Here is a 24,924-nt window from a genome sequence, read left to right as displayed (position 1 = left end):
TACGGCTCAAAAAGCCAATGAACCTAAAAATGAAACATATAAAATGAATAAAACAGAAGAAGAATGGCGCAAAATACTCACGCCAGACCAATACCATGTGCTTAGGGAAAAAGGTACCGAACGCCCCTATACAGGAGAGTACAACCTTCATTTTGAAAAAGGGTCCTATACCTGCGCTGCCTGTGGCACTAAATTATTTGAAAGCACCGATAAATTCAGATCAGATTGTGGTTGGCCTAGCTTTGACAATGCCATTGAAGGCACCATCACTTACAAAGAAGACAGAACCCATGGCATGGTAAGAACCGAAATACTCTGTTCAAACTGTGGAGGCCACTTAGGCCATGTATTTAATGACGGGCCTACCCAAACGGGATTGCGCTATTGTGTCAACTCTTTAAGCTTGGATTTTGATAGTGCCGAAACCCAAAAAGATTCTACAGAAAATACGTCGCCAAAAAATTAAAAATTTCATTTAGGCATTTTAAGGCACTCGCTTTATTTATATGGGAGAAGTGCCTATTTTTTTGTTGGCTAAATTCATATTTAAAAATAGGTTTCGTAAATTCGTAGCGTCAAAAAAATACACTAAACAAATTCTCATGAGTAAATATGATATAATTGTTCTAGGTAGTGGACCTGGAGGCTACGTTACAGCTATTAGAGCGTCTCAATTGGGCTTTAAAACTGCAATAGTAGAAAAGGAAAGTCTTGGTGGAGTATGCTTAAATTGGGGTTGTATTCCTACTAAAGCCTTATTGAAATCGGCACAGGTTTTTGAATACCTTAAGCATGCCGAAGACTACGGCCTTTCTGTAAAAGGTGCCGATAAAGACTTTGGTGCTATTGTAAAGCGCAGTCGTGGTGTTGCCGAAGGGATGAGCAAGGGTGTTCAATTCTTAATGAAAAAGAACAAAATTGACGTTATTCAGGGCTACGGAAAACTTAAAACTGGAAAGAAAGTTGACGTAGATGGAAAAGAATATTCTGCAGACCACATTATCATTGCTACCGGAGCACGTTCTCGTGAGTTGCCAAGTTTGCCACAAGATGGTAAGAAAGTAATTGGCTACCGTGAAGCCATGAGCTTAAAAGAACAACCTAAGAAAATGATTGTAGTTGGTTCTGGTGCTATTGGGGTAGAATTTGCTTATTTCTACAACTCTATCGGTACCGAAGTAACTATTGTTGAATATTTGCCAAATGTAGTGCCTGTTGAGGACGAAGAAGTTTCTAAACAATTAGAGCGTAGCTTCAAGAAAAATGGCATTAAAATCATGACTTCTGCCGAAGTAACTAAAGTTGACACTTCTGGAGCAGGAGTAAAAGCTACAGTTAAAACCAAAAAAGGCGAAGAAGTATTGGAAGCTGATGTTGTGTTATCTGCTGTAGGTATCAAAACCAACATTGAAAACATAGGCTTGGAAGATGTAGGTGTTGCCGTAGACCGCGATAAAATCATGGTTAACGATTACTATCAAACCAATATTCCTGGATACTATGCTATTGGAGACGTAACGCCTGGTCAAGCTTTGGCCCACGTTGCTTCTGCTGAAGGAATCCTTTGTGTTGAAAAAATTGCAGGAATGCATGTAGAACCAATCGACTATGGAAATATTCCTGGTTGTACTTACTGTGCTCCTGAAATTGCAAGTGTAGGTTTAACCGAAAAGCAAGCTAAGGAACAAGGATACGAGATTAAAGTTGGTAAGTTCCCATTCTCGGCCTCTGGTAAAGCTAGTGCTTCTGGTGCTAAGGACGGATTTGTAAAAGTAATCTTCGATGCCAAATATGGCGAGTGGTTAGGTTGCCATATGATTGGTGCCGGTGTTACCGACATGATTGCTGAAGCCGTTTTAGGTAGAAAATTGGAAACTACAGGGCACGAAGTGCTTAAGGCAATTCACCCTCACCCAACTATGAGTGAAGCGGTAATGGAAGCTGTAGCCGATGCTTATGATGAAGTAATTCACTTATAAGAAACAAATTCATTGATATATAGAAAAGACGATACTTTTGGTATCGTCTTTTCTTTTTTATTAAAACTTGTAGCCTACTCCTACTCTCAATGTATTTCTATATCCCCCATAAAAATCTTCAATATATATTTGATCTACCAAACCATACCCAAACCTAGCTTCTGCAAAAAATTTTCTTGAAAAATCATATTGGACACCAATTTCAAGTGTAAGCCCCATTCTCCTTAAATGCTCCTTAGTCAGCTCATCGTTCAAAATAAGATCTATTTTTGCTCCTCCAAAAACACTAAATTTATCCGTAATATGATATTTCATTACCAAAGGAATCTCTAAGAATAGGTATTCATCGGTGTAAGAGAATACCAATTCATTTTGAAAACTCCATTTCTCCGTCAATCGTGTTTCCGAGAAAAAACCACCATAAAGTTCCAACCCTTGATAGCCATCAATAGAATAATGTCCAGGAACAATAAAACTTTGATTCAGTCCTGCTTTGAAACCAAAGGTAGTAGTGTGTAATTGGTAGTCTTGTGACTTTTCCTGTGAAAAAGCAAATTGTGTCAGCCCAAGGAATAAGCTGAAAAGAAAAATAAATTGTTTCATCCGATTTAATTGTTTGGTTAATAATTAACAAATCTATTCTTACAGATTGTTAAAAATTCCTAACCATTTCCCAAATCGAAGCCAAGAAAAGGTTAAATAATTCCCAAAAATCTAATCTTTTAACTTAATAACGAAGTTTATGATTTCAATCCCACATTAAGATGAATTTAAAATGCTTCAATTCCATTTGGTATACCTATCCGCCATCATTTAAAAAAATTCATCAAGAGTAATGAAATATCAGGTCTTGTTTGTTGAGAGTTGAAAGTTGGGACTCTTGATAATTAGCTCATTGTGAAGCATCAAACTAAACCAAGACATAAAAAAACCGAAGCACAACACTTCGGTTTTAATTTATAGAACTTTCAAAATATTAAAATTTGTAGCCAACACCTACTTTCAATAAATTTCTATTCCATTTACCGTTAATTTCAGAATCAACATAAGTGTCGAGTCCGAAACTATATCGCGCTTCAATAAAAAAATGTTTGCTCATATCAAACTGAGTTCCAATTTCAAAAGAAGGCGTTAATTTTGAAACTTTGTCGGATGAATTAAATTGAAAAGAATCTCGCCAGTGTATACTATTTCCTAAATAAATATCCAGCTTCGGGCCAGCAAAAACACTCCATCTATTATCAAAATAGTACTTTGCAACTATTGGTATTTCTAATGTTGTTGAACCATAATAAGTAAAGTGTCCAATTACATCTCCCTCAATGGCCCAACTTTTTGTAAGGCGTTTTTCTGCAAATAAGCCTAAATACAAAGCTCTAATGTAGTTGTTCTGGTGAAATTTGGAAATATTGGTGTGGCTTTCCCCTAACTTAGCGCCAAAAGTCCAACTTTTGATTTGTGTAGAGTCGTTTTGAACCTGAGAATCTTGAGCATGCATCCATTGAATACTGCTAAGGAGGCAACATAAAATAATGTAATACTTTTTCATTAAAAATTTGGTTACGGTTAATATTTAACAAATATATTCTTACAATATGTTAAATATTCCTAACCATTTCCCAAATCGAAGCCAACTAAAGGTTAAATAAATCACAAAAAACTTTGGATGCCCAATTCGTAGCTTTGAAGCCCAAAACCAACAATGACACCTTTCGTATTTGGAGAAATAAACGACATGTGCCTAAAAGACTCCCTATCGAAAGTATTGGAGATATGCACTTCTACTACAGGGGTTTCAATGGCAGCCACGGCATCGCCAATGCCCACTGAAGTATGCGTATAGGCCGCTGCATTTAAAATAATACCATCATAACTAAACCCAACTTCTTGAAGTTTATCTATCAACTCCCCTTCTATGTTAGACTGAAAATGTTCCAATGCTACTTGTGGGTATTTGTCAACTACCGTTTCAAAAAATTCATTAAAAGTGAGACTTCCATAAATATCAGGTTCTCGTTTCCCCAATAGATTAAGGTTTGGGCCGTTGATGATGATGAGTTTCTTCATAAAGTAAATATATTAAAAATAGCACATAAAAAAACCGAAGCTGAAAAGCTTCGGTTTTGAATATTCTAAAGAACCTTCTAAAACTGGAACAACACCCCAATGTTGGCATTTCCCCAATTAAATCGATCGGAATAATTCTCATAAGAAACATTAATTTCAATAAAATCTCCCACATCAATTCCTGCAATAGGCCGTACGTAAAAACCCCCATCGAGATAGTCCGATATTCCAAAAGCATAACCAACATCTATTCCCCCCGTGAATATCCCGAATACCTTCACTCGGGCAGCTCCTGCCACAGGTACAAATTGCGCATCGTCCCTATAAAAGTAGCGGTTATTGTTATCAATAAAGAAGTTTCTGTATCCTACCGTGGGTCCAAAACTTAAAAAGGCATCATTATACCCAAACATATAATAGGCATCTACACCTAAGGACAAATCGGAGCCATTCAACGCATCGGATGAAGCCAATCCTACATTGGCCCCTAACTTGAAAATTCCTTGCGCTTTGCCACAGAAGGAGATTCCAACAATAAGAACCACAGTTAATAATAGTTTTTTCATGATTAATAGCTTTATATTTACATTTTAAAAAGAGTATTCAATACCAATATTGAGAGAGTTAAATCCGTTGACATTGTAGAAATAGTCTTGTGCCGAATGATCTACTTCTGCAGTAATTACCTGAAAGGAAGCCAATAGATTAATCATTCCCAAATTGTACCCAAACTTAGGTCTAAAGTACATTCCTGTATCCGCATCTCCCGACACATTAAGGGCAAATCCAAGATCTAAACCTGCAAAAAATGCATGATCCATAAAATGATAACGAGCAGTAGCGGTAATAGGTAAAAATGAATTACTATCGTTCTCGATTCTAATTGTTGTATCACCTTGATGACGGAAATAATAACCGTCTCCGGAAAAATGGGTATACCCAACCAAACCTCCTACTTCAAGATCTTCTGCAACTTCAACTAAATAAGTACCATAAAACCCAAAATTAAAATTGGAAATATCTGTCGTCCCGCTCAGTGGAAATCCTACATCCGCTCCAATTTTAAACCCTCCTGTCTTTATTTTTTCTATCATATCATTACTTACTTCTTCACTATCAGTTTGAGCCTTAGCAGCAATAATTGACATGGACATAAAGATGGCTAAGCATACAATTCTTTTCATACGTATTTTAATTTTAATGAATTACTATTTAGTTAATTGGAATTTTAATCATTGTTTCTCTTACCGTCAACAACACTAACAAATTTACTTATATAACTTATTTAAAACACTTTATCTGCATATTTTTTTTACAATCCCTACGAAACCCCCTTCTAATCTGTATTTTAAATTTTGAATATTCCCTTAAAATAATAGTACATTTAGCCAATGAATTGGCAAAACGCGCTTCAAGATTACAAACACTATTTAAAGATAGAACGGGGCCTATCCCAAAACTCTATTGATAATTATGAGTACGATATCCTAAAGCTCATTAATTATTTACAGCAAAATGATATTTCTGTTTTACCTCTAGATATTACAAAGGAAACAGTTCAGCCTTTCATTTATGAAATCTCCAAAAGTATCAACGCCAGATCGCAATCACGATTGATTTCTGGACTGCGAAGTTTTTTTGGCTATTTGGTATTTGAAGAATATAGAGATACCAACCCAATGGACCATATTGAATCGCCTAAAATTGGTAGGAAACTACCTGACACTTTAAGCGTTGACGACATAGACCATCTTATTGCCGCCATAGATTTAAGTAAAGACGAAGGTGAACGCAACCGAGCTATTTTGGAAACACTTTATAGTTGTGGTCTTCGTGTGAGCGAGTTGACCAATCTAAAATTGTCTGATCTCTATTTTGAAGAAGGCTTTATAAAAGTAACTGGAAAAGGAGATAAACAACGCTTTGTGCCTATTGATCCACAAACACAGAAATACATCAATATTTACAGGAAAGAAGTGCGCGTTCATCTTCCAATAAAACCTGAATTTAAAGATACGTTGTTCCTTAACCGAAGAGGCAGACAGCTTACTAGAGCCATGATTTTTACCATCATCAAGCAATTGGCTGTTACAATCAATCTTAACAAAAGTATTTCTCCCCACACTTTCCGACACTCCTTTGCAACACATTTATTGGAAAATGGTGCCGATTTAAGGTCCATACAAATGATGCTTGGCCACGAAAGCATTACCACAACAGAAATCTACATGCATTTGGACAGAAGCCACTTAAAAGAAGTACTGATGACGTATCATCCTAGAAAACCAAAGGAAGAGGAAAACGAGGGAGAAGGTATTAAAGAACAAATCGATTCTGACAACTCTGGTAAATAACAAAAAAGGCATCCGAATTGGATGCCTTTTTTATGATTAATTTTCTTAAGTTATTTAGCAATGTTTACCGCTCTAGTTTCTCTAATTACGGTAACTTTTACTTGTCCTGGATAGGTCATATCTGTTTGGATTTTTTGTGAAATCTCAAAAGACAATTTAGCCGCTTGATCATCAGAAACCTTTTCACTTTCTACAATCACCCTTAGCTCTCTACCAGCTTGGATAGCATAGGCTTTGTTTACACCGCTAAATCCAAAAGCAACATCTTCTAAGTCTTTCAAACGTTGGATGTACGAATCCAAAACTTGACGTCTTGCCCCTGGTCTTGCTCCTGAAATAGCATCACACACCTGAATAACTGGCGCCAATAAAGTCGTCATTTCTATTTCATCGTGGTGAGCTCCAATGGCATTGCAAACTTCTGGTTTTTCGCCATACTTTTCTGCCCACTGCATTCCCAAGATAGCGTGAGGTGTTTCAACATCTGCTTCGGAATCTGGCACTTTTCCTATATCGTGCAATAGTCCTGCACGTTTTGCTAATTTTGGATTCAAGCCCAATTCCGCGGCCATAACTCCACAAAGTTTTGCAACTTCTCTGGAGTGCTGCAATAAGTTTTGACCATAAGAAGAACGGTATTTCATACGCCCGACCAATTTGATCAATTCTGGGTGCAATCCATGAATACCTAAGTCGATTACTGTACGCTTACCAACTTCGATAATTTCCTGCTCAATTTGTTTTTGGGTCTTTTTAACCACTTCCTCAATACGGGCAGGGTGAATTCTACCATCGGTAACCAAACGGTGTAACGATAAACGTGCTACTTCACGACGCACAGAATCAAAACAAGACAAAATGATAGCTTCTGGTGTATCGTCTACTATAATTTCAACACCTGTAGCGGCTTCAATGGCACGAATGTTACGTCCTTCCCTACCAATGATTCTTCCCTTCACATCATCCGATTCAATATTGAAAACTGATACACAGTTATCAATAGCCTCTTCGGTACCAATACGCTGAATGGTATTAATAATGATTTTCTTGGCTTCTTGCTGAGCGGTTAGTTTAGCCTCTTCAATGCGGTCTTGAACATAAGCCATAGCATCTGATTTTGCCTCATTTTTAAGAGACTCTACAAGTTCTGCTTTAGCGTCTTCTGCAGACAGTCCAGAAATCACTTCCAGTTGCTTGATTTGGCTTTTGTGAGCCTTTTCAATCTCAACTTTCTTCTTTTCCAAAAACTCCAAACGAAAATCGTAATCCTTGATCTTATCTTCAATGGATTGGTTAGCCTTTTTATGCTTGGCCAACTCATTGGATACCTGAGATTCCTTATCCCTAGTACGCTTTTCTGCTTCGGCAATTTTCTTATCGCGCGATAAAATCACCTTTTCATGCTCCGATTTCAGCTCAATAAATTTCTCCTTAGCCTGAAGTATTTTGTCCTTTTTGATAGATTCTCCTTCGGCAGTAGCCTGCTTGATGATTCCTTCGGCCTCTTGCTTTGCATTGGCGACAACTTTTGATGCATTGTTCTTTTCAAGAGTCTTTGCAACAATATATCCAATGACTACACCAAGTACCACGCCTCCTACAATCAATAAAATTGTGTTCATTTCCATGTTTAGTTAGTTAATATATATAAAAAAGCCTACATCGGTTTAACATTTTGTATAAACTCCTTAAAAACAAGTTTAGGGCTAACAAGCTGATCAACCCTCTGTTCAGAGACAGCTCGGTTTTACAACTTAAACTCACCCTTTTTAAAGAATTAACGTTGAGTTTATCAAAAAAAATAACCAATGTAGGCAGTAACCTTATTTTATTTAAAGAACGTTATGAGTTTAAATGTAGCTGCAGGAGTTCATCCAGGGCCAACAACTTGTTTTCCACCTCTTCGCTTACATTTTCTCGATCTATAGATTTTTGCTCTAATTGGGAGGCAAACTGCAAGGCACACATGGCCAATACATCTTGCTTATCCCTTACAGAATAATTTTGCTCAAACTGGCCTATCATTGCTTCAATCTTCTTCGCCGCCTTTCGCAACCCTTCCTCCTGGCTTGGAGCTATTGTTAAAGGGTACACCCTGTTTGCAATGGAAAGCTTTATCTTAAGCTGTTCTGACATACATCATACAATTACATTATTCAGACAATTGCGCAATACAGTGGTCAATATCCCTGATTAATGCGTTTATTTTGAGCTTCGTTTCTCTGTTATCTTCGTCACTGCCCAGTAAGGATTTTGCTACCTTGAGCGCTTCGTATTTTTCAACCCAAGCACTTATTTCTTCCTGGTATTGTAAATTCTTTTGCTGTTGAAGAGCTAATTCCTGCGAAAGCTTAGCATTTGTTTGCCTTAAAACCTCGAGTTTGTGCAAAAGCTTGCTAATTTTATTCTCTAAAGAATCTACAATCTCTTCAATTTTACTCATTTGCAATATCCACTACTGTCTCAACAAAGTTAACATACCAAAACAAAAATCACAATTGTTTTACAATAATTTTTAAAATAATTAATTATAGAATGTAAAGTGCTGTTTTCTACTATTTATGGGCAAACCCTTTTGAAGATTAGTACCAAATTAATATTTTAGCCTCTCAAATTTGCTTATGAAAAACACCCTATTTTTCCTACTGTTACTGTGCCATATCAGCTTTTCACAAACCGAATACCCTCAGGACTATTTTAGAAATCCTATGGAGATTCCAATTGTGCTTGCTGGGACCTTTGCCGAGTTGCGTCCCAACCACTTTCATGCCGGATTGGACATAAAAACACAACAGCGCGAAGGACTAAATGTGCATACTTCGGCACCGGGATATGTGAGCAGAATTAAGATTTCGCATTTTGGCTATGGAAAAGCACTATATGTCACCCACCCAAATGGTTACACCACAGTATATGCCCACTTGCAAAAGTTTTCAGATAAAATTGAAAAGTATATCAAGGAGTGTCAATATCAAAAGGAAACCTACGAAGTAGAAGTCTTCCCTACGCCAGATGAACTTCCTGTGACACAGGACGAAATCATTGCACTTTCAGGAAATACCGGAGGTTCTTTTGCTCCCCATTTGCATTTTGAAATTCGCGATAACGAAGAGCGCCCGATGAACCCCATGCTATTTGGTTTGGATGTAAAAGACTCCCGAAAGCCTACCATAAATGGGATTTTTGCGTACGCTAAAAATGAAAAATCGCATGTAAATGGGTCTCAAAAACGAATCGAGCTTCGATTGATTCCAACGGCAGGCAGCGACTTCAACGTTGAAGAAATTGAAGCCTTAGGAGATATTGGATTCGGAATTAATACCTACGACAGATTGGATGATGCGCCCAATAAAAATGGCGTAAACAGCATTCAGTGTTTTTACAACGGAAGTAAACATTTTGAAATTGATTTTAAACGCTTTAGCTATTCAGAAACGAAACATATCAACCGCTTGATAGATTTTGAAAACTATAAGACCAAGCATAATTACATCCAAAAACTCTTTGTTGAACAAAACAATCCATTGAGCCTTTATAAAGATGTGGAAAACAACGGCTATGTAACTATTCAAGACAGTACATCCTCTATATATAAAATCCGGGTAAAGGATTTTAAGGACAATGATGTTTGGATTACCATTCCTATTAAAGGAACCGAACTTGAGTTGCCAAAACAAGAGGAAGACATCAAACCTATGTATTATGCGTTGCCTGGAAAAGCTACCAACTTGGAAAAAGGTAATATTTCAGTTTATATTCCCCAAGGAACCTTTTATGATGACACCTATTTGGATTTTGATGTGAAAGCAGACACGCTTTTGTTAGGCAAAGATATTGTTCCGCTTCAAAAAAGTTTCACCATTAAATATGATATCAGTAATTATCTAGATGACGACAAAGAGAAGCTTTACATTGCCGAACTAACAGGTTATAACAAAACGCCAAGATACCTCACTACCTCCCGTCAAGGCGAAACCCTTGCTGCTAAAACAAAATCTCTGGGGACTTTTACCCTAGAATCCGATTTGGTACCACCAACCATTACACCCGTAAATTTTTACGATGGTAAATGGATGAGCAATGCCTCTGAATTAAAGGTGAAAATTGGTGACAAAGACTCAGGCATCAGCAACTATCGCGCAACCATTAACGGAAAATGGATTTTAATGGAGTATGAATACAAAAAAGGCACTTTGACCTATAACTTTGAGGATAACATTATTAGTGATACAGAAAACAATTTGAAGGTCATCGTTACGGATAATGTAGGAAATAGTTCTACATTTGAAGCTACGTTTTTTAGAAAATAAAATCTCAACTATTGAAACCTAACGTTTATCTCGTAATTTTTGCATTTTTCTGTTTCTCCCTTTTAGGATTTTCGCAGCAGGCTACTATTAAAGGAGTTATTTTGGACGACACCCAACTTCCGGTGCCAAATGTTTCTATAAAAGCAGGTGCCTCAGGCACTTCTTCCAACAGTAATGGATTTTATGAGCTAAAAATTCCTTCCAATACAAAGGTGACCATTGAGTTTACTCACCTCTCCTACAAACGTGTGGTGGTGACCTTCAACCTTAAAAATGGGCAAGAATTGGAGTTCAATCCTGTGATGAAGGTGGATGTAGAGCAAATCGCTACTGTGGTTATTAATACCAATACCAGACAATCTGTAAATGGGGTTACCACAATTACCCCAGAAGTTATTAGAACCATTAAAGGCGCACAACCGGGAGTTGAGAATATTTTGAAGACACTTCCAGGAGTCAATGTTTCCAATGAATTGAGTACGCAATATTCTGTTAGAGGTGGAAATTTTGATGAAAACTTGGTGTATGTCAACGAGATTGAAGTCTACAGACCGTTCCTGATCCGTTCTGGGCAACAAGAAGGTTTGAGCTTTGTAAATACCGATTTGGTTCAAAATGTAGATTTTTCCGCCGGTGGATTTCAAGCAAAATATGGAGACAAGCTTTCTTCTGTGCTTGACATCACTTATCGTACGCCTGTTAAATTTGGAGTTCGAACCGATTTAAGCCTACTTGGCGGAAGCGTTGCAGCTGAGGCCATCAGTAAAGATTCAAAGTTCTCTGGAATTGTTGGATTACGTTACCGCGACAATAGTCTGCTTATCAATTCCATGGAAACGGAAACTAATGTGCGACCAGTATTTGCCGATGCCCAAACCTATTTGACTTATAAATTTTCAGATAAATTTCATTTGAATTTCTTAGGAAATTTCTCTGTCAACAAATACCATTTTGAACCACAGAACAGACAGACCAACTTTGGAACTTTAACCGACCCTATTGCCCTTTTGGTATTTTATGAAGGTCAGGAAAAGGACGAATACGTTACCAATTTTGGGGCATTTAAAGCCAATTACTTTGTGTCCGATAAATTGACCTTAAAATTAATTGCTTCTGGATATCACACCACAGAGGAGGAATATTTCGACATTTTGGCCCAATACCGTCTTGGAGAAGTCAACAGTAGTATTGGAGATCAAAATTTGGGAGAAGTGGAATTTAGTGAAGGGATTGGTTCACAATTGACACACGCCCGAAATGATTTAGACGCCCTTATTTTTAATGCTGAACACAAAGGAGATTACAAACCAAGTGAAGACACCACTATTGAATGGTCTGTAAAATATACCCATGAAGACATTAGAGACCGTTTGGTAGAATGGGAAGTTATTGACAGTGCAGGTTTTTCCATCACACCTCCTACGCTGCACATTCCCAATAACCAGCCTTACAATCCATACGAAGGTCCTTTGGTGGCGTTCCAAAACGTGCGAGCCACAAACAAGGTTCAGATCGATCGTTTACAGGCCTATGCCCAATGGAGCAAACGCTCAACTTTAGGAAATCATGAGGTCTTTTATAATTTAGGAGCTAGAGCCCATAATTGGACAGTGAACGGTGACGGGGTTGAAACCGTAACCCAAACAGTTATTAGTCCTCGTGGACAATTTGCCATAAAACCAGATTGGGATAAAGACATGCTCTTTAGAATTGCTGGAGGATTGTACTATCAACCGCCTTTCTATAGAGAACTTAGGGATTCTTCCGGAGTGGTGCAACCTCATGTAAAAGCCCAAAAGTCTACCCATATCGTACTTGGGAATGAATACAGCTTCGAGCTTTGGGACAGGCCTTTCAAATTGGTTTCCGAAGCCTATTACAAGCACCTTTCAGATGTGAATCCATATACATTGGAAAATGTTCGTATTCGCTATCGCGCAAAGAATAATGCCAAAGCATACGCCTATGGATTGGACATGCGACTTAATGGAGAATTTGTAAAGGGAACAGAGTCTTGGTTCAGCTTTGGATATTTAAAAACTGAAGAAAACATCGAAGATCAGGGCTATATTGCCAGGCCTACAGACCAACGTTTAAAGTTTGGAATCCTATTTCAGGATTATGTGCCAAGCATCCCAGAACTTAAAATGTACCTGAATTTGGTTTACAATACGGGAGTTCCTGGAGGTTCGCCAAGTTATGCCAATCCTTATCAATACCAAAACAGGCTTCGCGACTACAAACGCGCCGATTTGGGAATCAGCTATGTATTGGTCGATCAAAACAAAACTTACGATAGTTGGAAGCGTCATTTTAAAGACCTTACCTTAGGATTTGAAATCTTCAACATGTTTGATGTTCAAAACTCCATTACCAATACTTGGGTGAGGGATGTTTACAGCAAGCGTCAGTATGCCATTCCAAACTATTTAACGCCTAGAGTTTTCAATGTAAGGTTATCTGCTCGTTTATAACCTCAACCAAGCTGCCTATATTTTTGTAAATTAGAGAAGCTAATTCACAACCTTAAAAATATGGGCAATAGACGATCATTCATAAAGGCTTCAGGGATTCTTTTAGCGGCAAGTGCCATGCCTCTATCCAGTTTTATGATTCCCCAAAGGAAAACAAAATTGGGAGTAGCTTTGGTGGGTTTGGGCTATTACAGTAAAGATATTTTAGCACCAGCTCTTCAGTTAACCAAATATTGTGAGTTGAGAGGTATTGTAACCGGATCCCCTGAAAAAATTCCTATTTGGCAGAAGAAATACAATATCCCGGATGCCAATGTTTACAATTATGAAAACATGCATACCATTGCTAATAATGACGATATCGATATTGTCTACATTGTCCTTCCCAATGCACTTCATAAACCGTATAGCATTATTGGAGCCGAAGCAGGGAAACATGTGTGGTGCGAAAAACCCATGGCTTTAAATGCTTCGGAATGTGAAGCCATTATCCAAGCCTGTAATAAAAACAAAGTGCAGTTAACCATCGGTTACCGTCTTCAGCATGAACCAGTAACCCAAACCATCATAAAATGGTCACAAACCAAACCGTATGGCGCTATAAATTCCTTATATGCTGAAGCGGGTTTCTATAATAGAGCAAGCGACCATAATAATTGGAAACTTCATAAAACTTTAGGTGGGGGCGCTATGTATGACATGGGAGTGTATCCACTCAATGCGGTTCGTTATGCTACAGGACTGGAACCAATTTCTGTGAGTGCCTCCCACGAATATACACGTCCAGATATTTTCACTGCTGATGAAATTACCCATTTCAACTTAGAATTTCCAAATGGCATAACGGCTCAATGCAAAACGTCTTTTGCTGAAAACATTAATACCATGAAAGTTGACTGTGCCAATGGCTGGTACAAAGCCGAACCTTTGCAATATTACAGCGGGGTTAGTGCACAAGGAAGCGATGGACAAAAAGTATCACCATTTCAAGGAAACCAACAAGCCAAACAAATGGATGATGACGCATTGGCAATCATTAATAAAACGTCACCAATAGTTCCTGGTGAAGAGGGTTTGAAAGATATTAAAGTGGTGGAAGCCATCTACAAATCGGCGGCACAAAATGGAAAAAGAATTACAATAGCTTAGTATCCGCATAGGTTCAGAACTTAATTTTCAGCTTAACATTCCATAGTCAATCTTCGAGTAATTTGGAATAACTATTCAATAAGAATACTTTATATTTATACCAATAAATGACGTGTCACATTGAGAAATATACAATATCTTATACGCATTAATTTTAATACTTTAAAATATTGTTTTAAGCCCATGGTTTTTACCATGTTTTATCTCTTTGTTTTGGGGTGTACTACAACCAATTCCACAGATAAAAATGATAATTCTAGGGAACGTATTTCCATAAATGAAGGTTGGAAATTCATGAAATATGAATCGGAAACATTGGCCGACAATCTCATTTATGATGTAAGACCTCCAATTAAAAATGTTGATGACACCAAAGAAGCGGATTCCAAACCAACCGAAGCTGTTGAAATGGCTACTTCTGCCGAAGTTCTAAAACCCTATATTTTACCAACCGCTAATCCTTTTATTAAGGACAGTAACAAGCATCACGAAAGACCACAGGGTAATCCTGGAGAAAACTTCCCTTTTGTACAAACCAATTTTGACGACAATACTTGGGAAACGGTGGATCTGCCCCATGACTGGGCTTTTAAAGGTCCTTTTATGAAAGGTGATGATGCTGAAGTTGGCGGCGGCATGGGACGGCTACCTAGTAATGGAGTGGCTTGGTACAGAAAGCAATTGGAAATTCCCGAAACAGATAAAGAAAAATCTATTTTTTTGGACATAGATGGAGCCATGTCCTACGCCATGGTCTGGCTGAATGGTCATTTAGTTGGAGGTTGGCCCTATGGTTACAATTCATGGCGATTGGATTTAACACCATATATCAAATTTGGAGGAAGTAACCAACTAGCAATTAGAGTTGATAACCCAAACCATTCCGCTCGTTGGTACCCTGGAAGTGGGATTTATAGAAATGTTTGGCTAACCAAAACCAACAAAATCCATGTTGGTCAATGGGGAACATATGTAACTTCCAAAGAAGTTTCTAAAGACTCCGCAACCATCGATTTTGAAATAGCTATCGCCAATGATTCCTTAATAAATGAAACTGTCGATGTCGTAACAGAAATTTATCCCTTGGAAAATGGCTTCAAAAGATTAGGATTAAGAGCTGCGAGCATTAAGGAAAATAACATAATCCTAAACTCTAACAGTCAAACAACAATAAAAGGATCAGCCGTCATAAAAAGTCCAAAACTATGGGGACCACCACCAACCCAAACACCAAATCTCTACAAGGCGATTACAACTATTCATTCTCAAGATGGCACTATTATAGACAATTATGAAACTGTTTTTGGCATTCGCGAAGTTATTTTTGATGGCGAAAAAGGACTTATAGTGAATGGAGAACCTATAAAAATACAAGGTGTTAATCAGCACCATGATTTAGGCGCTTTGGGAGCAGCCTTCAACCTAAAAGCGGCCAAACGTCAATTGGAAATACTAAAAGAGTTAGGATGCAATGCCATTAGGATGGCGCACAACCCTCCTGCTCCAGAACTTTTGGAGTTAACAGACCAAATGGGATTTTTGGTAATTGATGAAATATTCGATAGCTGGGAACGTAAAAAAACACCTCATGATTTCCATCTTATTTTTGATGATTGGTTTGAAGCCGACACACGCTCTTTTGTGCGACGAGACAGGAACCATCCTTCCATAATATTATGGAGTTTTGGCAATGAAGTTGGAGAGCAGTATACAGATGAAGAAGGTGCCAAAGTGGGTGGTAAATTAAGTGCTATTGTGAAAAGTGAAGACCCCACACGGCCAACAACCGCCTCCATGAACTATGCCAAGCCCAACATGCCCTTCCCTTCCATTATGGATGTTATCAGCTTAAACTATCAAGGAGAAGGCATTAGGGATGCTCCTGCTTATTCTCATTTGCAAGGCATCAAAACGTCTCCCTTATATCCAGCCTTCCACGAAGCATTTCCAAACAAAGCTATTATCAGCAGTGAAACGGCTGCGGCCTTAAGTTCTAGAGGAACTTATCTGTTTCCAGTGACAGGAGATATCAGTTCTCCTATTTCAGATGGTATTGGAGGTGATCCCAAAACTGGTTATGTCAGTTCGTATGAATTGTATACTGCCAATTTTGGATCTTCCGCAGATAAAGTATTTGCATCGCAGGACAAACACCCCTTTGTAGCAGGGGAATTTGTCTGGTCCGGATGGGATTATTTGGGAGAACCTACTCCTTACTATTCATCTAGAAGCTCCTATTTTGGACTTATTGATTTGGCAGGCTTTAAAAAGGACCGTTTTTATTTATACCAAGCCAGATGGCGACCTGATTTACCCATGGTACACATTCTTCCTCATTGGAATTGGCCAGAACGTATCGGACAAATTACTCCTGTGCATATTTTTACCTCTGGAGATGAAGTAGAATTGTTTTTGAATGGGAAATCCTTGGGACGCAAAAAGAAAGGACTTTTTGAATACCGTTTACGTTGGGATGATGTTGTATATAATCCGGGAACTCTAAAAGCTGTAGCTTATAAAAATGGCCAATTTTGGAGTGAAGAAACTGTTCACACCACTGGGGAACCTTCAAAATTGGTATTAAAAACAGATCAGGACGATTTGTTCTCAAATGGGAAAGACTTGGTATTTATAACAGTAAAAATCACGGACAACAAGGATCATTTTGTGGCCAATGCCAACAATCCCATATCCTTTACAATTGAAGGCCCTGGTGAAATAGTTGCCACTGACAACGGAGATCCTACAAATTTGACCTCCTTTGCTTCCACAGAAAGAAATGCATTTAATGGATTGGCTCTGGTTATTATTAAAGCAATGAAAGGTGCAAACGGCCAAATAAAAGTTACGGCGAATTCTAGTGGTTTACAGAGTGGTTCTGTAACCATAAATTGCCAATAAACAGGATCACGACTATTTACCTATAATCCAATAAAAAAGGAGTATAAAATTTATACTCCCTTTTTTTTTATACGTTTTGAAATATTAGGCTTCCGGTTCCTCATTTTTACCTCCAAACAAACGCTTTCTAAAACCACTGAATAAAGCCACAGCTCCAACGGCAATAACTTTCCAAAATTTTAGAAGCAATGCAAAAAAGCCTGCTTTAGCCAGTACTTTACCTGCAATAAGTCCACCAATTCCATAGGCAGCCACTTCGTCTAAATCAGGGTTAAAATCGGAGTAGCGATTACCTTCTGAAAATCTTACACTCTCAATAATTTGATCTCTGTCTCGGTTGAATGTATCCAACATATCAATATCCCCAATGGCATTCAAATTAAGGTATCCCTTTCTCCCCAGCACTCTAATGTTATAATTCAACGTATTGATATCTGTTCCTTCAAAATGTAATTCCTTGGCCCAGTGCAGCTTTTTAGTCACATTATCATAGTACGGTGCAGAGGCCCATCCTACCAATTCCATTTCGCCATACCCCTGTGCCACACGCTCGGGATTACCTGCTTTGATATCGTCCTGCATTTCCTCTAAAAGATCGTCATAATCCAAATCTTCAGCATCTTCATCTTCGATATAACCTTCTTCGGAATACCCTATTTCTACACAATAGGTAAAATTATCACTAAGTGGAAACATATTCTCCGGAAATAACAACCCTAAGGTTTCACTTGGTGGATTTTCCCAAAGTTCTGTAAGCACGTAATTACTTTGTTCTGGATCTAGATATTTAAAGCCTTGAGGGACTTCCAAAGTGGCAATGCCATCCTGCAAAGTGATAGTTCCCTTTTGAAATTCAAAGGAATTGTTGATGCTATCTGTGTAAAACTTTACAACATCCAAGTCAAAGGAAATGGTGTCAGTTTCAGTTTGGGAATAGCCCAACTGTAATAGCATTAAAAAGCATAGGTTAAGTACAATCTTTTTCATGATTTAAGATTAGGTTTGGTTATTGTTAAAAAGTTGAAATATAAAAAATAATGCCCCCTTTTGACCAATAAATCTTAACAAATAAAGAAAATACTTAACCTATGAATCTAACTTAATATTTGTCAAACCTATAGCACGTTATCCATAATCTCCTGAACTACCTCAGGATTCAAGAGTGTACTGGTATCTCCAAGATTAGAAGTGTCGTTACTCGCAATTTTACGAAGAATACGACGCATGATCTTACCACTTCGTGTTTTTGGCAATCCTTGGGTAAACTGAATTTTGTCCAATTTCGCAATAGGTCCAATACGATCGGTTATCAATTGGTTGATCTCCTTACGAAGGTTCTCATGGTTTCTGCTTTCACCTGTATCTTTCAAAGTTACATAACCATACAAGGCATTTCCTTTCACGTCATGAGGGAAACCAACAATTGCGGATTCTGACACTGCAGGGTGCTCGTTGATGGCGTCCTCAATTGGTGCTGTTCCAAGGTTATGTCCAGAAACAATAATTACATCATCTACACGACCTGTGATACGATAGTAGCCAACTTCATCTCGCAAGGCTCCATCCCCTGTAAAATATTTATTTTCAAAAGCCGAAAAATACGTGTCCTTATACCTTTGGTGATCTCCCCAAATGGTTCGGGCCATAGAAGGCCAAGGGAATTTAATGCACAATTTCCCATCTACTTGGTTGCCTTTTATTTCCTGTCCATTGTCATCCATTAACGCAGGTTGTACCCCAATAAACGGCAAGGTGGCATAGGTAGGTTTTGTAGGTGTTACAAAAGGAATAGGTGTGATCATGATGCCTCCTGTTTCAGTTTGCCACCAGGTATCAACAATAGGGCTTTTCCCTTTCCCTATGGTATCGTTGTACCAGTGCCAGGCTTCTTCATTGATAGGCTCACCAACCGACCCCAACACTTTCAAGGAAGACAAATCATATTTATCAACCAATTCCACACCTTGTTTTGCTAGCGCTCTAATAGCTGTAGGTGCTGTGTAAAACTGGGTGACTTTGTGCTTCTGAACAATTTCCCAGAAGCGTCCAAAATCAGGGTAACTTGGTACACCTTCAAACATTACGGTGGTGGCACCATTTGCCAACGGTCCGTATACAATGTAGCTATGCCCCGTAATCCAACCTATATCGGCAGTACACCAAAAAATGTCATGTTCTCTATACTGAAACGTGTTTTTAAATGTGTAGGCTGTATAAACCATATAACCTGCCGAAGTATGCACCATTCCTTTGGGTCTTCCAGTAGAACCGGAAGTATATAGAATGAATAAAGGATCTTCGGCATTCATGATTTCCGCTTTTCCTTCTTTGGAAGCCTGATCCAATAAAGGTTGCAACCAATAGTCACGACCTGCTTCCATATGAATCTCTTCATTAGTGCGTTTGGCTACCAAAACACTTTTTACGGAAGGACAATTCTGTAAAGCTTCATCTACAATTCCTTTTAAATCGATAGTTTTTGCTCCTCGATACGAACCATCTGCAGTAACCACCAGTTTACATTCACTATCATTGATTCTTGTAGCTAATGCTTTGGAAGAAAAGCCTGCAAATACCACCGAGTGAATAGCCCCAATTCTAGCACAGGCCAAAATGGAAATTGCCAATTCAGGAATCATCGGCACATAAATACAAACACGATCACCTCTTTGAATGCCCTGTTCTTTAAGCACATTGGCAAACTGATTCACACGTTCATAAAGTTGTCTGTAGGTAATGTGTTCTGCTGGTTCATTTGGGTCATTCGGTTCGAACAGAATCGCGGTTTTGTCCCCTCTCGTAGATAGATGTCTGTCGATACAGTTTTCTGTTATGTTCAATTGAGCCCCTTCAAACCATTTTACTTCCGGTTTGGTAAAATCCCAACTCAGGACTTTGTCCCATTTTTTTCGCCACAAAAAGTGTTCTTCTGCAATTTCTTCCCAAAAATTTTCAGGTTCCCTTACCGACTTTCGGTACACTTGGTAATATTCTTCTAAATGTTTTATATGATAATGACTCATGTATTAAATTTTGTATCCCAATTTTGACAAATTGAGAGAATTGATTTGGTTCTAAGTTATAAAAATTATGTTTAGAGACAGTTCTTTTTCTACCGACAACATTTTTCTGTCGACGGAAGTATCCTACTCAAAAGATTAACGATAAATCCTATTCTTTCTTATTGAAAAAGGCCTCTTCCTCTTCGGACAACAACCTTGAATGAATCAAAAACCTTACACCCAAAGGTATTTCCAGAGAGAAACTAGCCCCTCTTCCCTCAGTGACATCTACTGTTAAATGGGTGTGTTTCCAATATTCAAACTGATCGCGATTCATATAAAAAGGAAGGTCCTGCAGATAGCCCAATAGCACATCGCTCTCATCAATATACATGTCTTCCTTTTCTAAAATCATTGGCGAGGATCCATCGCAACAGCCACCACTTTGATGAAAAATAAGCGCTCCATACTTCTGCTTTAGTGTCTCTACTATTTCAGCGGCCTTTTCTGTAATTGCTAATCGTTCCATAGTTATAAGATAAAAAAAAGGCTGACTTTGGGGACATCAGCCTTCTTCAATTGCTATCAATTACTTCTAAAAAAAGCCTAGTTTATTCTTGTCATAAGAAATGAGCATATTCTTGGTTTGTCGGTAATAGTTAAGCATCATAACATGGTTTTCTCTACCAAATCCTGATTTTTTATAGCCTCCAAACGGTGCATGCGCAGGATAGGCGTGGTAACAGTTTACCCAAACCCTACCCGCTTTTATTGCTCGAGGAATTTGATACAATTGGTGGGCATCACGTGTCCATACACCTGCTCCCAATCCATAAAGTGTATCGTTTGCAATTTCTATAGCTTCAGCTTCATCCTTAAATTTGGTCACACATACCACCGGTCCAAAGATTTCCTCCTGAAATACGCGCATTTTATTGTGTCCTTCCAAAATGGTTGGCTTAATGTAAAATCCATTAGCAAAATCACCATCCAACTTATTGGCCTCTCCTCCCGTGAGTACTTTAGCTCCTTCTTCTTTCCCTATTTTTAAATAAGATTGAATCTTTTCATACTGATCGTTCGAAGCCTGAGCTCCAACCATTGTACTAGTATCATAAGGATTCCCTTGGACGATGGCATTGGTTCTTGCAATAACGCGCTCCATAAACTTATCGTAGATATCCTCTTGAACCAACAATCTGGAAGGACACGTACAAACCTCTCCTTGGTTAAAAGCGAACAATACCGCACCTTCAATGGCCTTGTCTAAATAGGCATCATCTGCATCCATCACACTATTGAAGAAAATGTTAGGTGATTTCCCTCCCAATTCCATAGTCACAGGATTGAGATTTTTAGACGCATATTGCATGATTAATTGTCCTGTGGTGGTTTCACCAGTGAACGCTACTTTATCCACCCTTGAACTCGATGCCAATGGTTTTCCTGCTTCCGGACCAAAACCATGCACTACATTAACAACACCGGGAGGAAACACATCCGCAATTTTTTCCATCAACAAAGTAGCTGAGGAAGGGGTTTGTTCGGCTGGTTTCAACACCACGCAGTTCCCTGTAGCCAAAGCTGGTGGTAATTTCCATGACAACATTAAAAGAGGGAAATTCCAAGGAATGATTTGCCCCACCACTCCAAGTGGTTCTTTTATATTCATGGAAAGTGTATTAGCGTCCAATTCGGAAGCCGTCCCTTCTTCTGAACGAATACAAGCTGCAAAATAGCGCCAATGATCTACCGACAATGGCACATCGGCATTTAAGGTTTCACGGATTGGCTTCCCGTTATCGCAGGTTTCCACCAAAGCAAACTCTTCCAAATTGGCTTCAATAATATCGGCTACTTTGTTCAATAATAAAGAGCGCTCAGTGGCCGAAGTATTGCCCCACGCTTCTTTGGCTGCATTGGCCGCATCCAAGGCCAATTCTATATCCTCCTTTTGCGATCTAGGATACTTAGCGATTAAGCTATTATCAACTGGTGACGTGTTTTCAAAATAATCGCCCCCAACAGGTGGCACAAACTTGCCGTTGATAAAATTGTGGTAGGTGTCCTTAAATTTTGGTTTAGAATAACTCATTTTTTTAACTTTTTAGGTTTAACTTTTAAACAACTCCAAATCAAAACGTTACAAAACAAACTAAAATTGTCATGTTTACAATTTGAAGCGTAAATATTTGACTATTGTGTAACTTTTATAAATATATTTTATCATATTAGCAATTTATTGAACATAATTATCATATTTTTGAACAAACCTATCATTTCAACCTTTTTTTGAATAATTTGAAAATCACGCTATGAATTCCTTGTTGAATAAACATAAAAAACACAGGAAACTAACCACACTTGTAGAGAACAGAACAACCTATAATGCGGACTATGCCGAATTGAACATTTACGAAACCCACGCCTATGCAGAACAGGTTTCCTTAACATTCGATTTCCCAATTATTGCCAGTATGCTTACAGGTAAAAAAGTGATGCATTTGGACGGCATGCCTGCTTTTGATTTTTATCCGGGTGAATCGGTGGTGATGCCTACCCACAAGGAAATGGTTATTGATTTTCCTTTGGCAACTGCTGAAAGCCCAACGCAGTGTTTGGCTTTGGGAATTGATGAAGGCAAAATAGATGAAGTGGTAGAAAAGTTTAATCAGAAGGTGACTATTGAGAATGAGAATAATTCATGGAAACTGAATGAAACGGCCTCTCACCTAATCAACAATACCGATGTAAACCATTTGGTGGAGCGCTTGGTGTATACTTTTACCAATAGCAACAAATCCAAAGATGTGCTTTTGGATTTGATGATTCAAGAGTTAATTGTAAGGTTATTACAAACAAAAGCCAAGGCCTTTTTACTAAATGACCCTGACCATATGTTTAATGATACCCGTATTGGAATGGTCCTTAAGTATATTAAGGACAATCTTACCAATAAGGATATTACCGTGGATGTATTGGCTGAAAAAGCCTGTATGAGCACCTCACATTTTCATAAGAAATTCAAAAACACCCTCGGTATTTCCCCTATAGATTACATTAACTCCGAAAAAATCAAGTTCTCGAAAAAGTTAATGAAGGAAATCAAGGATTTTAGAATGTCTGAAATTGCATTTAAATCAGGGTTTAATAATACCAGCTATTTCAACCGACAGTTCAAAAAGCTGGAATTGATGACACCGCAACAATTTAAGGCCTCAATCACTAAGTAATTATTGCTTTAAAAAGTCTGCAAACCATTTTGCCGAAGCTTTAGGTGTGCGCTCCAAAGTATCAAAATCTACATAGTGCATTCCAAAACGCTTGCTGTAACCTGACGCCCATTCAAAGTTATCCATAAAAGACCAAGCAAAGTAGCCTGTTAGGTTCACGCCTTCTTCAATAGCTTTGGAACATTCTTCCAAATAACCTTTAAAGAATTCCACTCGTTTTTCATCATTGACTTCTCCATTTACAAGTTGGTCATCATAAGCACAGCCATTTTCGGTAATGACAATATTTGGATGATCATAACGATCGGAAATCCAATGCAACAATTTTCTACAGCCCCAAGGCACCACAGCCCATTGCATTTCGGTTAATTCCCAATTGGGATCCAGTGCTAAATTCACATCTTGATCCTCACTCAAACCTCCGTTACCATAAACCGAACCTGCATTGATTTGCTTAGCTTCCGAAGCCAACATGGTTGTATAATGGTTCAATCCAAAAAAGTCCGTAGATCCTAAAAGCATTTGGCGTTCTTCCTCAGTAAACTTAAGCAAACGGTCTCCCAAACGGTCTTCCATACATTTTGGATATTTTCCAAAATAAATGGGATCTGCAAACCAAGCCAAGAAGAATTCCAAAGCACGTTGAGCAGCCTTTTGGTCTTCAACCGCATCGGTTAAAGGCTCTCTCCAATCACAATTATTGGTAATGCCAATTTTTCCTTCTTGTTCCTTTTGAAATTTAGTTCTGTAAAGCTGCACGGCCTTGGCATGGGCAATCAAAATATGGTGTCCAGCCAAATAAGGCTCTGTATTGGAAATACGTCCCGGTGCAAACACGCCTTGGCCGTAACCCAAAATAGCCACTACCCAAGCCTCATTGAACGTAATCCAATGTTTTACACGATCTCCAAAACGCTCAAAACACAATTGCGCATAGTCAACAAACACATCGGTGATGTCCTTGTTAAGCCAACCGTCCATTTCCAACTGAAGTGCCAAAGGCAAATCCCAGTGGTACAAAGTCACCCAAGGCTCTATGTCATTTGCTAAAAGCTCGTCAATTAACTCTGAATAAAATTGAATACCCTTTTCATTGATTTCGCCTCGTCCCTGAGGAAAAATACGCGACCACGAAATAGAAAATCGGTATGCCGTAAGCCCCATTTGCTTCATTAGGGACACATCTTCCTTCATTTTATGGTAATGATCACAAGCGACATCGCCCGTATCTCCTTCAAACACTTTACCCGGTATTTGGCAAAAAGCGTCCCAAATAGACGGCCCTCGACCATCTGTATTCCATGCACCTTCAATTTGATAGGAAGAGGTTGCCGAACCCCATACAAAATCCTTCGGAAATTTCATTTTTCAGTAGTTTTTATTGAGTCGGCAAGTTATTTATTAATGTGCAGACATGGTAGTAATATTTTGTCAAAATTGAATAAAATATAATAG

21 protein-coding genes and 1 other RNA gene are annotated in these 24,924 nt (G+C 38.4%); 8 read left to right on the top strand and 14 right to left on the bottom strand.

Translation table 11 applies throughout. The annotated features are described in order from the left end of the window. The first annotated feature begins 43 nt into the window (after positions 1-43). Both msrB and lpdA read left to right on the top strand, forming a co-directional pair. Positions 44-466 (top strand): peptide-methionine (R)-S-oxide reductase MsrB, encoded by a 423-nt coding sequence (gene msrB, locus AC6I5C_RS08255; RefSeq protein WP_497904965.1) that lies wholly within the window; start codon positions 44-46, stop codon positions 464-466. 136 nt (positions 467-602) lie between these two features. Next, positions 603-1,979, top strand: coding sequence for a dihydrolipoyl dehydrogenase (gene lpdA / locus AC6I5C_RS08250; RefSeq protein WP_497904737.1), 1,377 nt, complete (start codon positions 603-605; stop codon positions 1,977-1,979). Positions 1,980-2,039: 60 nt separating this feature from the next. On the opposite strand, the gene AC6I5C_RS08245 is transcribed toward lpdA, so the two are convergent. The 5 genes from AC6I5C_RS08245 to AC6I5C_RS08225 form a co-directional block, all read right to left on the bottom strand. Next, complete coding sequence (locus AC6I5C_RS08245) at positions 2,040-2,582, bottom strand: outer membrane beta-barrel protein (RefSeq protein ID WP_497904736.1); 543 nt, start codon at positions 2,580-2,582, stop codon at positions 2,040-2,042. Positions 2,583-2,955: 373 nt separating this feature from the next. Continuing rightward, entirely contained in the window at positions 2,956-3,528 is a 573-nt protein-coding gene (locus AC6I5C_RS08240; protein ID WP_497904735.1) for an outer membrane beta-barrel protein, read from the bottom strand. A 101-nt stretch (positions 3,529-3,629) separates the two neighbouring features. After that, positions 3,630-4,046 (bottom strand): type II 3-dehydroquinate dehydratase, encoded by a 417-nt coding sequence (gene aroQ, locus AC6I5C_RS08235; protein WP_497904734.1) that lies wholly within the window; start codon positions 4,044-4,046, stop codon positions 3,630-3,632. Positions 4,047-4,123: 77 nt separating this feature from the next. Continuing rightward, positions 4,124-4,612, bottom strand: a complete 489-nt coding sequence (locus AC6I5C_RS08230) for a hypothetical protein (RefSeq protein WP_497904733.1) — start codon at positions 4,610-4,612, stop codon at positions 4,124-4,126. Positions 4,613-4,636: 24 nt separating this feature from the next. Then, the gene (locus tag AC6I5C_RS08225) at positions 4,637-5,230 is read right to left on the bottom strand and encodes a hypothetical protein (protein WP_497904732.1); all 594 of its coding nucleotides are present in this window, start codon (positions 5,228-5,230) and stop codon (positions 4,637-4,639) included. Between the two features lie 207 nt (positions 5,231-5,437). On the opposite strand from AC6I5C_RS08225, the gene xerD reads away from it, so the two are divergent. Then, positions 5,438-6,400: a site-specific tyrosine recombinase XerD gene (gene xerD / locus AC6I5C_RS08220; protein WP_497904731.1), complete on the top strand. Its 963-nt coding sequence runs from the start codon at positions 5,438-5,440 to the stop codon at positions 6,398-6,400. Between the two features lie 50 nt (positions 6,401-6,450). Here the strand turns inward: xerD and rny are convergent, their stop codons facing one another. The 4 genes from rny to AC6I5C_RS08200 all read right to left on the bottom strand — a co-directional run bounded on the left by rny (position 6,451) and on the right by AC6I5C_RS08200 (position 8,843). Beyond that, positions 6,451-8,028 carry a ribonuclease Y gene (gene rny / locus AC6I5C_RS08215; RefSeq protein WP_053978005.1) on the bottom strand — a complete coding sequence of 526 codons (1,578 nt, stop codon included), beginning with the start codon at positions 8,026-8,028 and terminating at the stop codon, positions 6,451-6,453. A 53-nt stretch (positions 8,029-8,081) separates the two neighbouring features. Then, positions 8,082-8,189, bottom strand: a non-coding RNA gene (ssrS, locus tag AC6I5C_RS08210) — 6S RNA. Between the two features lie 53 nt (positions 8,190-8,242). Continuing rightward, a complete protein-coding gene (locus tag AC6I5C_RS08205) occupies positions 8,243-8,536 on the bottom strand; it encodes a cell division protein ZapA (RefSeq protein ID WP_053978006.1) in 294 nt (97 codons plus the stop codon). A 16-nt stretch (positions 8,537-8,552) separates the two neighbouring features. Next, complete coding sequence (locus AC6I5C_RS08200) at positions 8,553-8,843, bottom strand: coiled-coil domain-containing protein (RefSeq protein WP_053978007.1); 291 nt, start codon at positions 8,841-8,843, stop codon at positions 8,553-8,555. Between the two features lie 178 nt (positions 8,844-9,021). Between AC6I5C_RS08200 and AC6I5C_RS08195 the strand changes: the two genes are divergently transcribed. The 4 genes from AC6I5C_RS08195 to galB all read left to right on the top strand — a co-directional run bounded on the left by AC6I5C_RS08195 (position 9,022) and on the right by galB (position 17,234). Then, on the top strand, positions 9,022-10,710 hold the full coding sequence (locus AC6I5C_RS08195) for a M23 family metallopeptidase (protein WP_497904730.1): 1,689 nt from the start codon (positions 9,022-9,024) through the stop codon (positions 10,708-10,710). A gap of 11 nt (positions 10,711-10,721) precedes the next feature. After that, positions 10,722-13,184 carry a TonB-dependent receptor gene (locus tag AC6I5C_RS08190; protein WP_497904729.1) on the top strand — a complete coding sequence of 821 codons (2,463 nt, stop codon included), beginning with the start codon at positions 10,722-10,724 and terminating at the stop codon, positions 13,182-13,184. Positions 13,185-13,244: 60 nt separating this feature from the next. After that, complete coding sequence (locus AC6I5C_RS08185; RefSeq protein WP_497904728.1) at positions 13,245-14,333, top strand: Gfo/Idh/MocA family protein; 1,089 nt, start codon at positions 13,245-13,247, stop codon at positions 14,331-14,333. 195 nt (positions 14,334-14,528) lie between these two features. Continuing rightward, the gene (gene galB / locus AC6I5C_RS08180; RefSeq protein ID WP_497904727.1) at positions 14,529-17,234 is read left to right on the top strand and encodes a beta-galactosidase GalB; all 2,706 of its coding nucleotides are present in this window, start codon (positions 14,529-14,531) and stop codon (positions 17,232-17,234) included. An 84-nt stretch (positions 17,235-17,318) separates the two neighbouring features. Here the strand turns inward: galB and AC6I5C_RS08175 are convergent, their stop codons facing one another. From AC6I5C_RS08175 to AC6I5C_RS08160, 4 genes are all read right to left on the bottom strand, one after another. Beyond that, positions 17,319-18,221 (bottom strand): DUF2167 domain-containing protein, encoded by a 903-nt coding sequence (locus AC6I5C_RS08175; RefSeq protein WP_497904726.1) that lies wholly within the window; start codon positions 18,219-18,221, stop codon positions 17,319-17,321. Between the two features lie 128 nt (positions 18,222-18,349). Then, the gene (gene acs, locus AC6I5C_RS08170; protein ID WP_497904725.1) at positions 18,350-20,257 is read right to left on the bottom strand and encodes an acetate--CoA ligase; all 1,908 of its coding nucleotides are present in this window, start codon (positions 20,255-20,257) and stop codon (positions 18,350-18,352) included. A gap of 148 nt (positions 20,258-20,405) precedes the next feature. Continuing rightward, on the bottom strand, positions 20,406-20,765 hold the full coding sequence (locus tag AC6I5C_RS08165; RefSeq protein ID WP_497904724.1) for a DUF779 domain-containing protein: 360 nt from the start codon (positions 20,763-20,765) through the stop codon (positions 20,406-20,408). 66 nt (positions 20,766-20,831) lie between these two features. After that, a complete protein-coding gene (locus AC6I5C_RS08160; protein ID WP_497904723.1) occupies positions 20,832-22,331 on the bottom strand; it encodes an aldehyde dehydrogenase family protein in 1,500 nt (499 codons plus the stop codon). Between the two features lie 220 nt (positions 22,332-22,551). Here AC6I5C_RS08160 and AC6I5C_RS08155 point away from each other — a divergent pair, with 220 nt between their 5' ends. Next, positions 22,552-23,469, top strand: coding sequence for an AraC family transcriptional regulator (locus tag AC6I5C_RS08155; protein ID WP_497904722.1), 918 nt, complete (start codon positions 22,552-22,554; stop codon positions 23,467-23,469). Here the strand turns inward: AC6I5C_RS08155 and AC6I5C_RS08150 are convergent, their stop codons facing one another. Then, a complete protein-coding gene (locus AC6I5C_RS08150; RefSeq protein WP_497904721.1) occupies positions 23,470-24,834 on the bottom strand; it encodes a GH1 family beta-glucosidase in 1,365 nt (454 codons plus the stop codon). Positions 24,835-24,924 lie beyond the last annotated feature (90 nt).

This window comes from Mangrovimonas sp. sgz306409 (genome assembly GCF_059735265.1).
The sequence above is the reverse complement of the archived record's forward strand: the minus strand, read 5'-3'. Positions and strand labels throughout refer to the sequence as shown.

Coding starts and splice junctions, on each gene's coding strand:
- AC6I5C_RS08200 (WP_053978007.1), bottom strand. CDS start 8,843: ATGAGTAAAATTGAAGAGATTGTAGATTCTTTAGAGAATAAAATTAGC.
- AC6I5C_RS08150 (WP_497904721.1), bottom strand. CDS start 24,834: ATGAAATTTCCGAAGGATTTTGTATGGGGTTCGGCAACCTCTTCCTAT.
- AC6I5C_RS08205 (WP_053978006.1), bottom strand. CDS start 8,536: ATGTCAGAACAGCTTAAGATAAAGCTTTCCATTGCAAACAGGGTGTAC.
- AC6I5C_RS08240 (WP_497904735.1), bottom strand. CDS start 3,528: ATGAAAAAGTATTACATTATTTTATGTTGCCTCCTTAGCAGTATTCAA.
- AC6I5C_RS08195 (WP_497904730.1), top strand. CDS start 9,022: ATGAAAAACACCCTATTTTTCCTACTGTTACTGTGCCATATCAGCTTT.
- AC6I5C_RS08160 (WP_497904723.1), bottom strand. CDS start 22,331: ATGAGTTATTCTAAACCAAAATTTAAGGACACCTACCACAATTTTATC.
- AC6I5C_RS08230 (WP_497904733.1), bottom strand. CDS start 4,612: ATGAAAAAACTATTATTAACTGTGGTTCTTATTGTTGGAATCTCCTTC.
- AC6I5C_RS08245 (WP_497904736.1), bottom strand. CDS start 2,582: ATGAAACAATTTATTTTTCTTTTCAGCTTATTCCTTGGGCTGACACAA.
- aroQ (WP_497904734.1), bottom strand. CDS start 4,046: ATGAAGAAACTCATCATCATCAACGGCCCAAACCTTAATCTATTGGGG.
- lpdA (WP_497904737.1), top strand. CDS start 603: ATGAGTAAATATGATATAATTGTTCTAGGTAGTGGACCTGGAGGCTAC.
- rny (WP_053978005.1), bottom strand. CDS start 8,028: ATGGAAATGAACACAATTTTATTGATTGTAGGAGGCGTGGTACTTGGT.
- AC6I5C_RS08155 (WP_497904722.1), top strand. CDS start 22,552: ATGAATTCCTTGTTGAATAAACATAAAAAACACAGGAAACTAACCACA.
- AC6I5C_RS08185 (WP_497904728.1), top strand. CDS start 13,245: ATGGGCAATAGACGATCATTCATAAAGGCTTCAGGGATTCTTTTAGCG.
- galB (WP_497904727.1), top strand. CDS start 14,529: ATGTTTTATCTCTTTGTTTTGGGGTGTACTACAACCAATTCCACAGAT.
- AC6I5C_RS08175 (WP_497904726.1), bottom strand. CDS start 18,221: ATGAAAAAGATTGTACTTAACCTATGCTTTTTAATGCTATTACAGTTG.
- xerD (WP_497904731.1), top strand. CDS start 5,438: ATGAATTGGCAAAACGCGCTTCAAGATTACAAACACTATTTAAAGATA.
- AC6I5C_RS08165 (WP_497904724.1), bottom strand. CDS start 20,765: ATGGAACGATTAGCAATTACAGAAAAGGCCGCTGAAATAGTAGAGACA.
- AC6I5C_RS08225 (WP_497904732.1), bottom strand. CDS start 5,230: ATGAAAAGAATTGTATGCTTAGCCATCTTTATGTCCATGTCAATTATT.
- msrB (WP_497904965.1), top strand. CDS start 44: ATGAATAAAACAGAAGAAGAATGGCGCAAAATACTCACGCCAGACCAA.
- acs (WP_497904725.1), bottom strand. CDS start 20,257: ATGAGTCATTATCATATAAAACATTTAGAAGAATATTACCAAGTGTAC.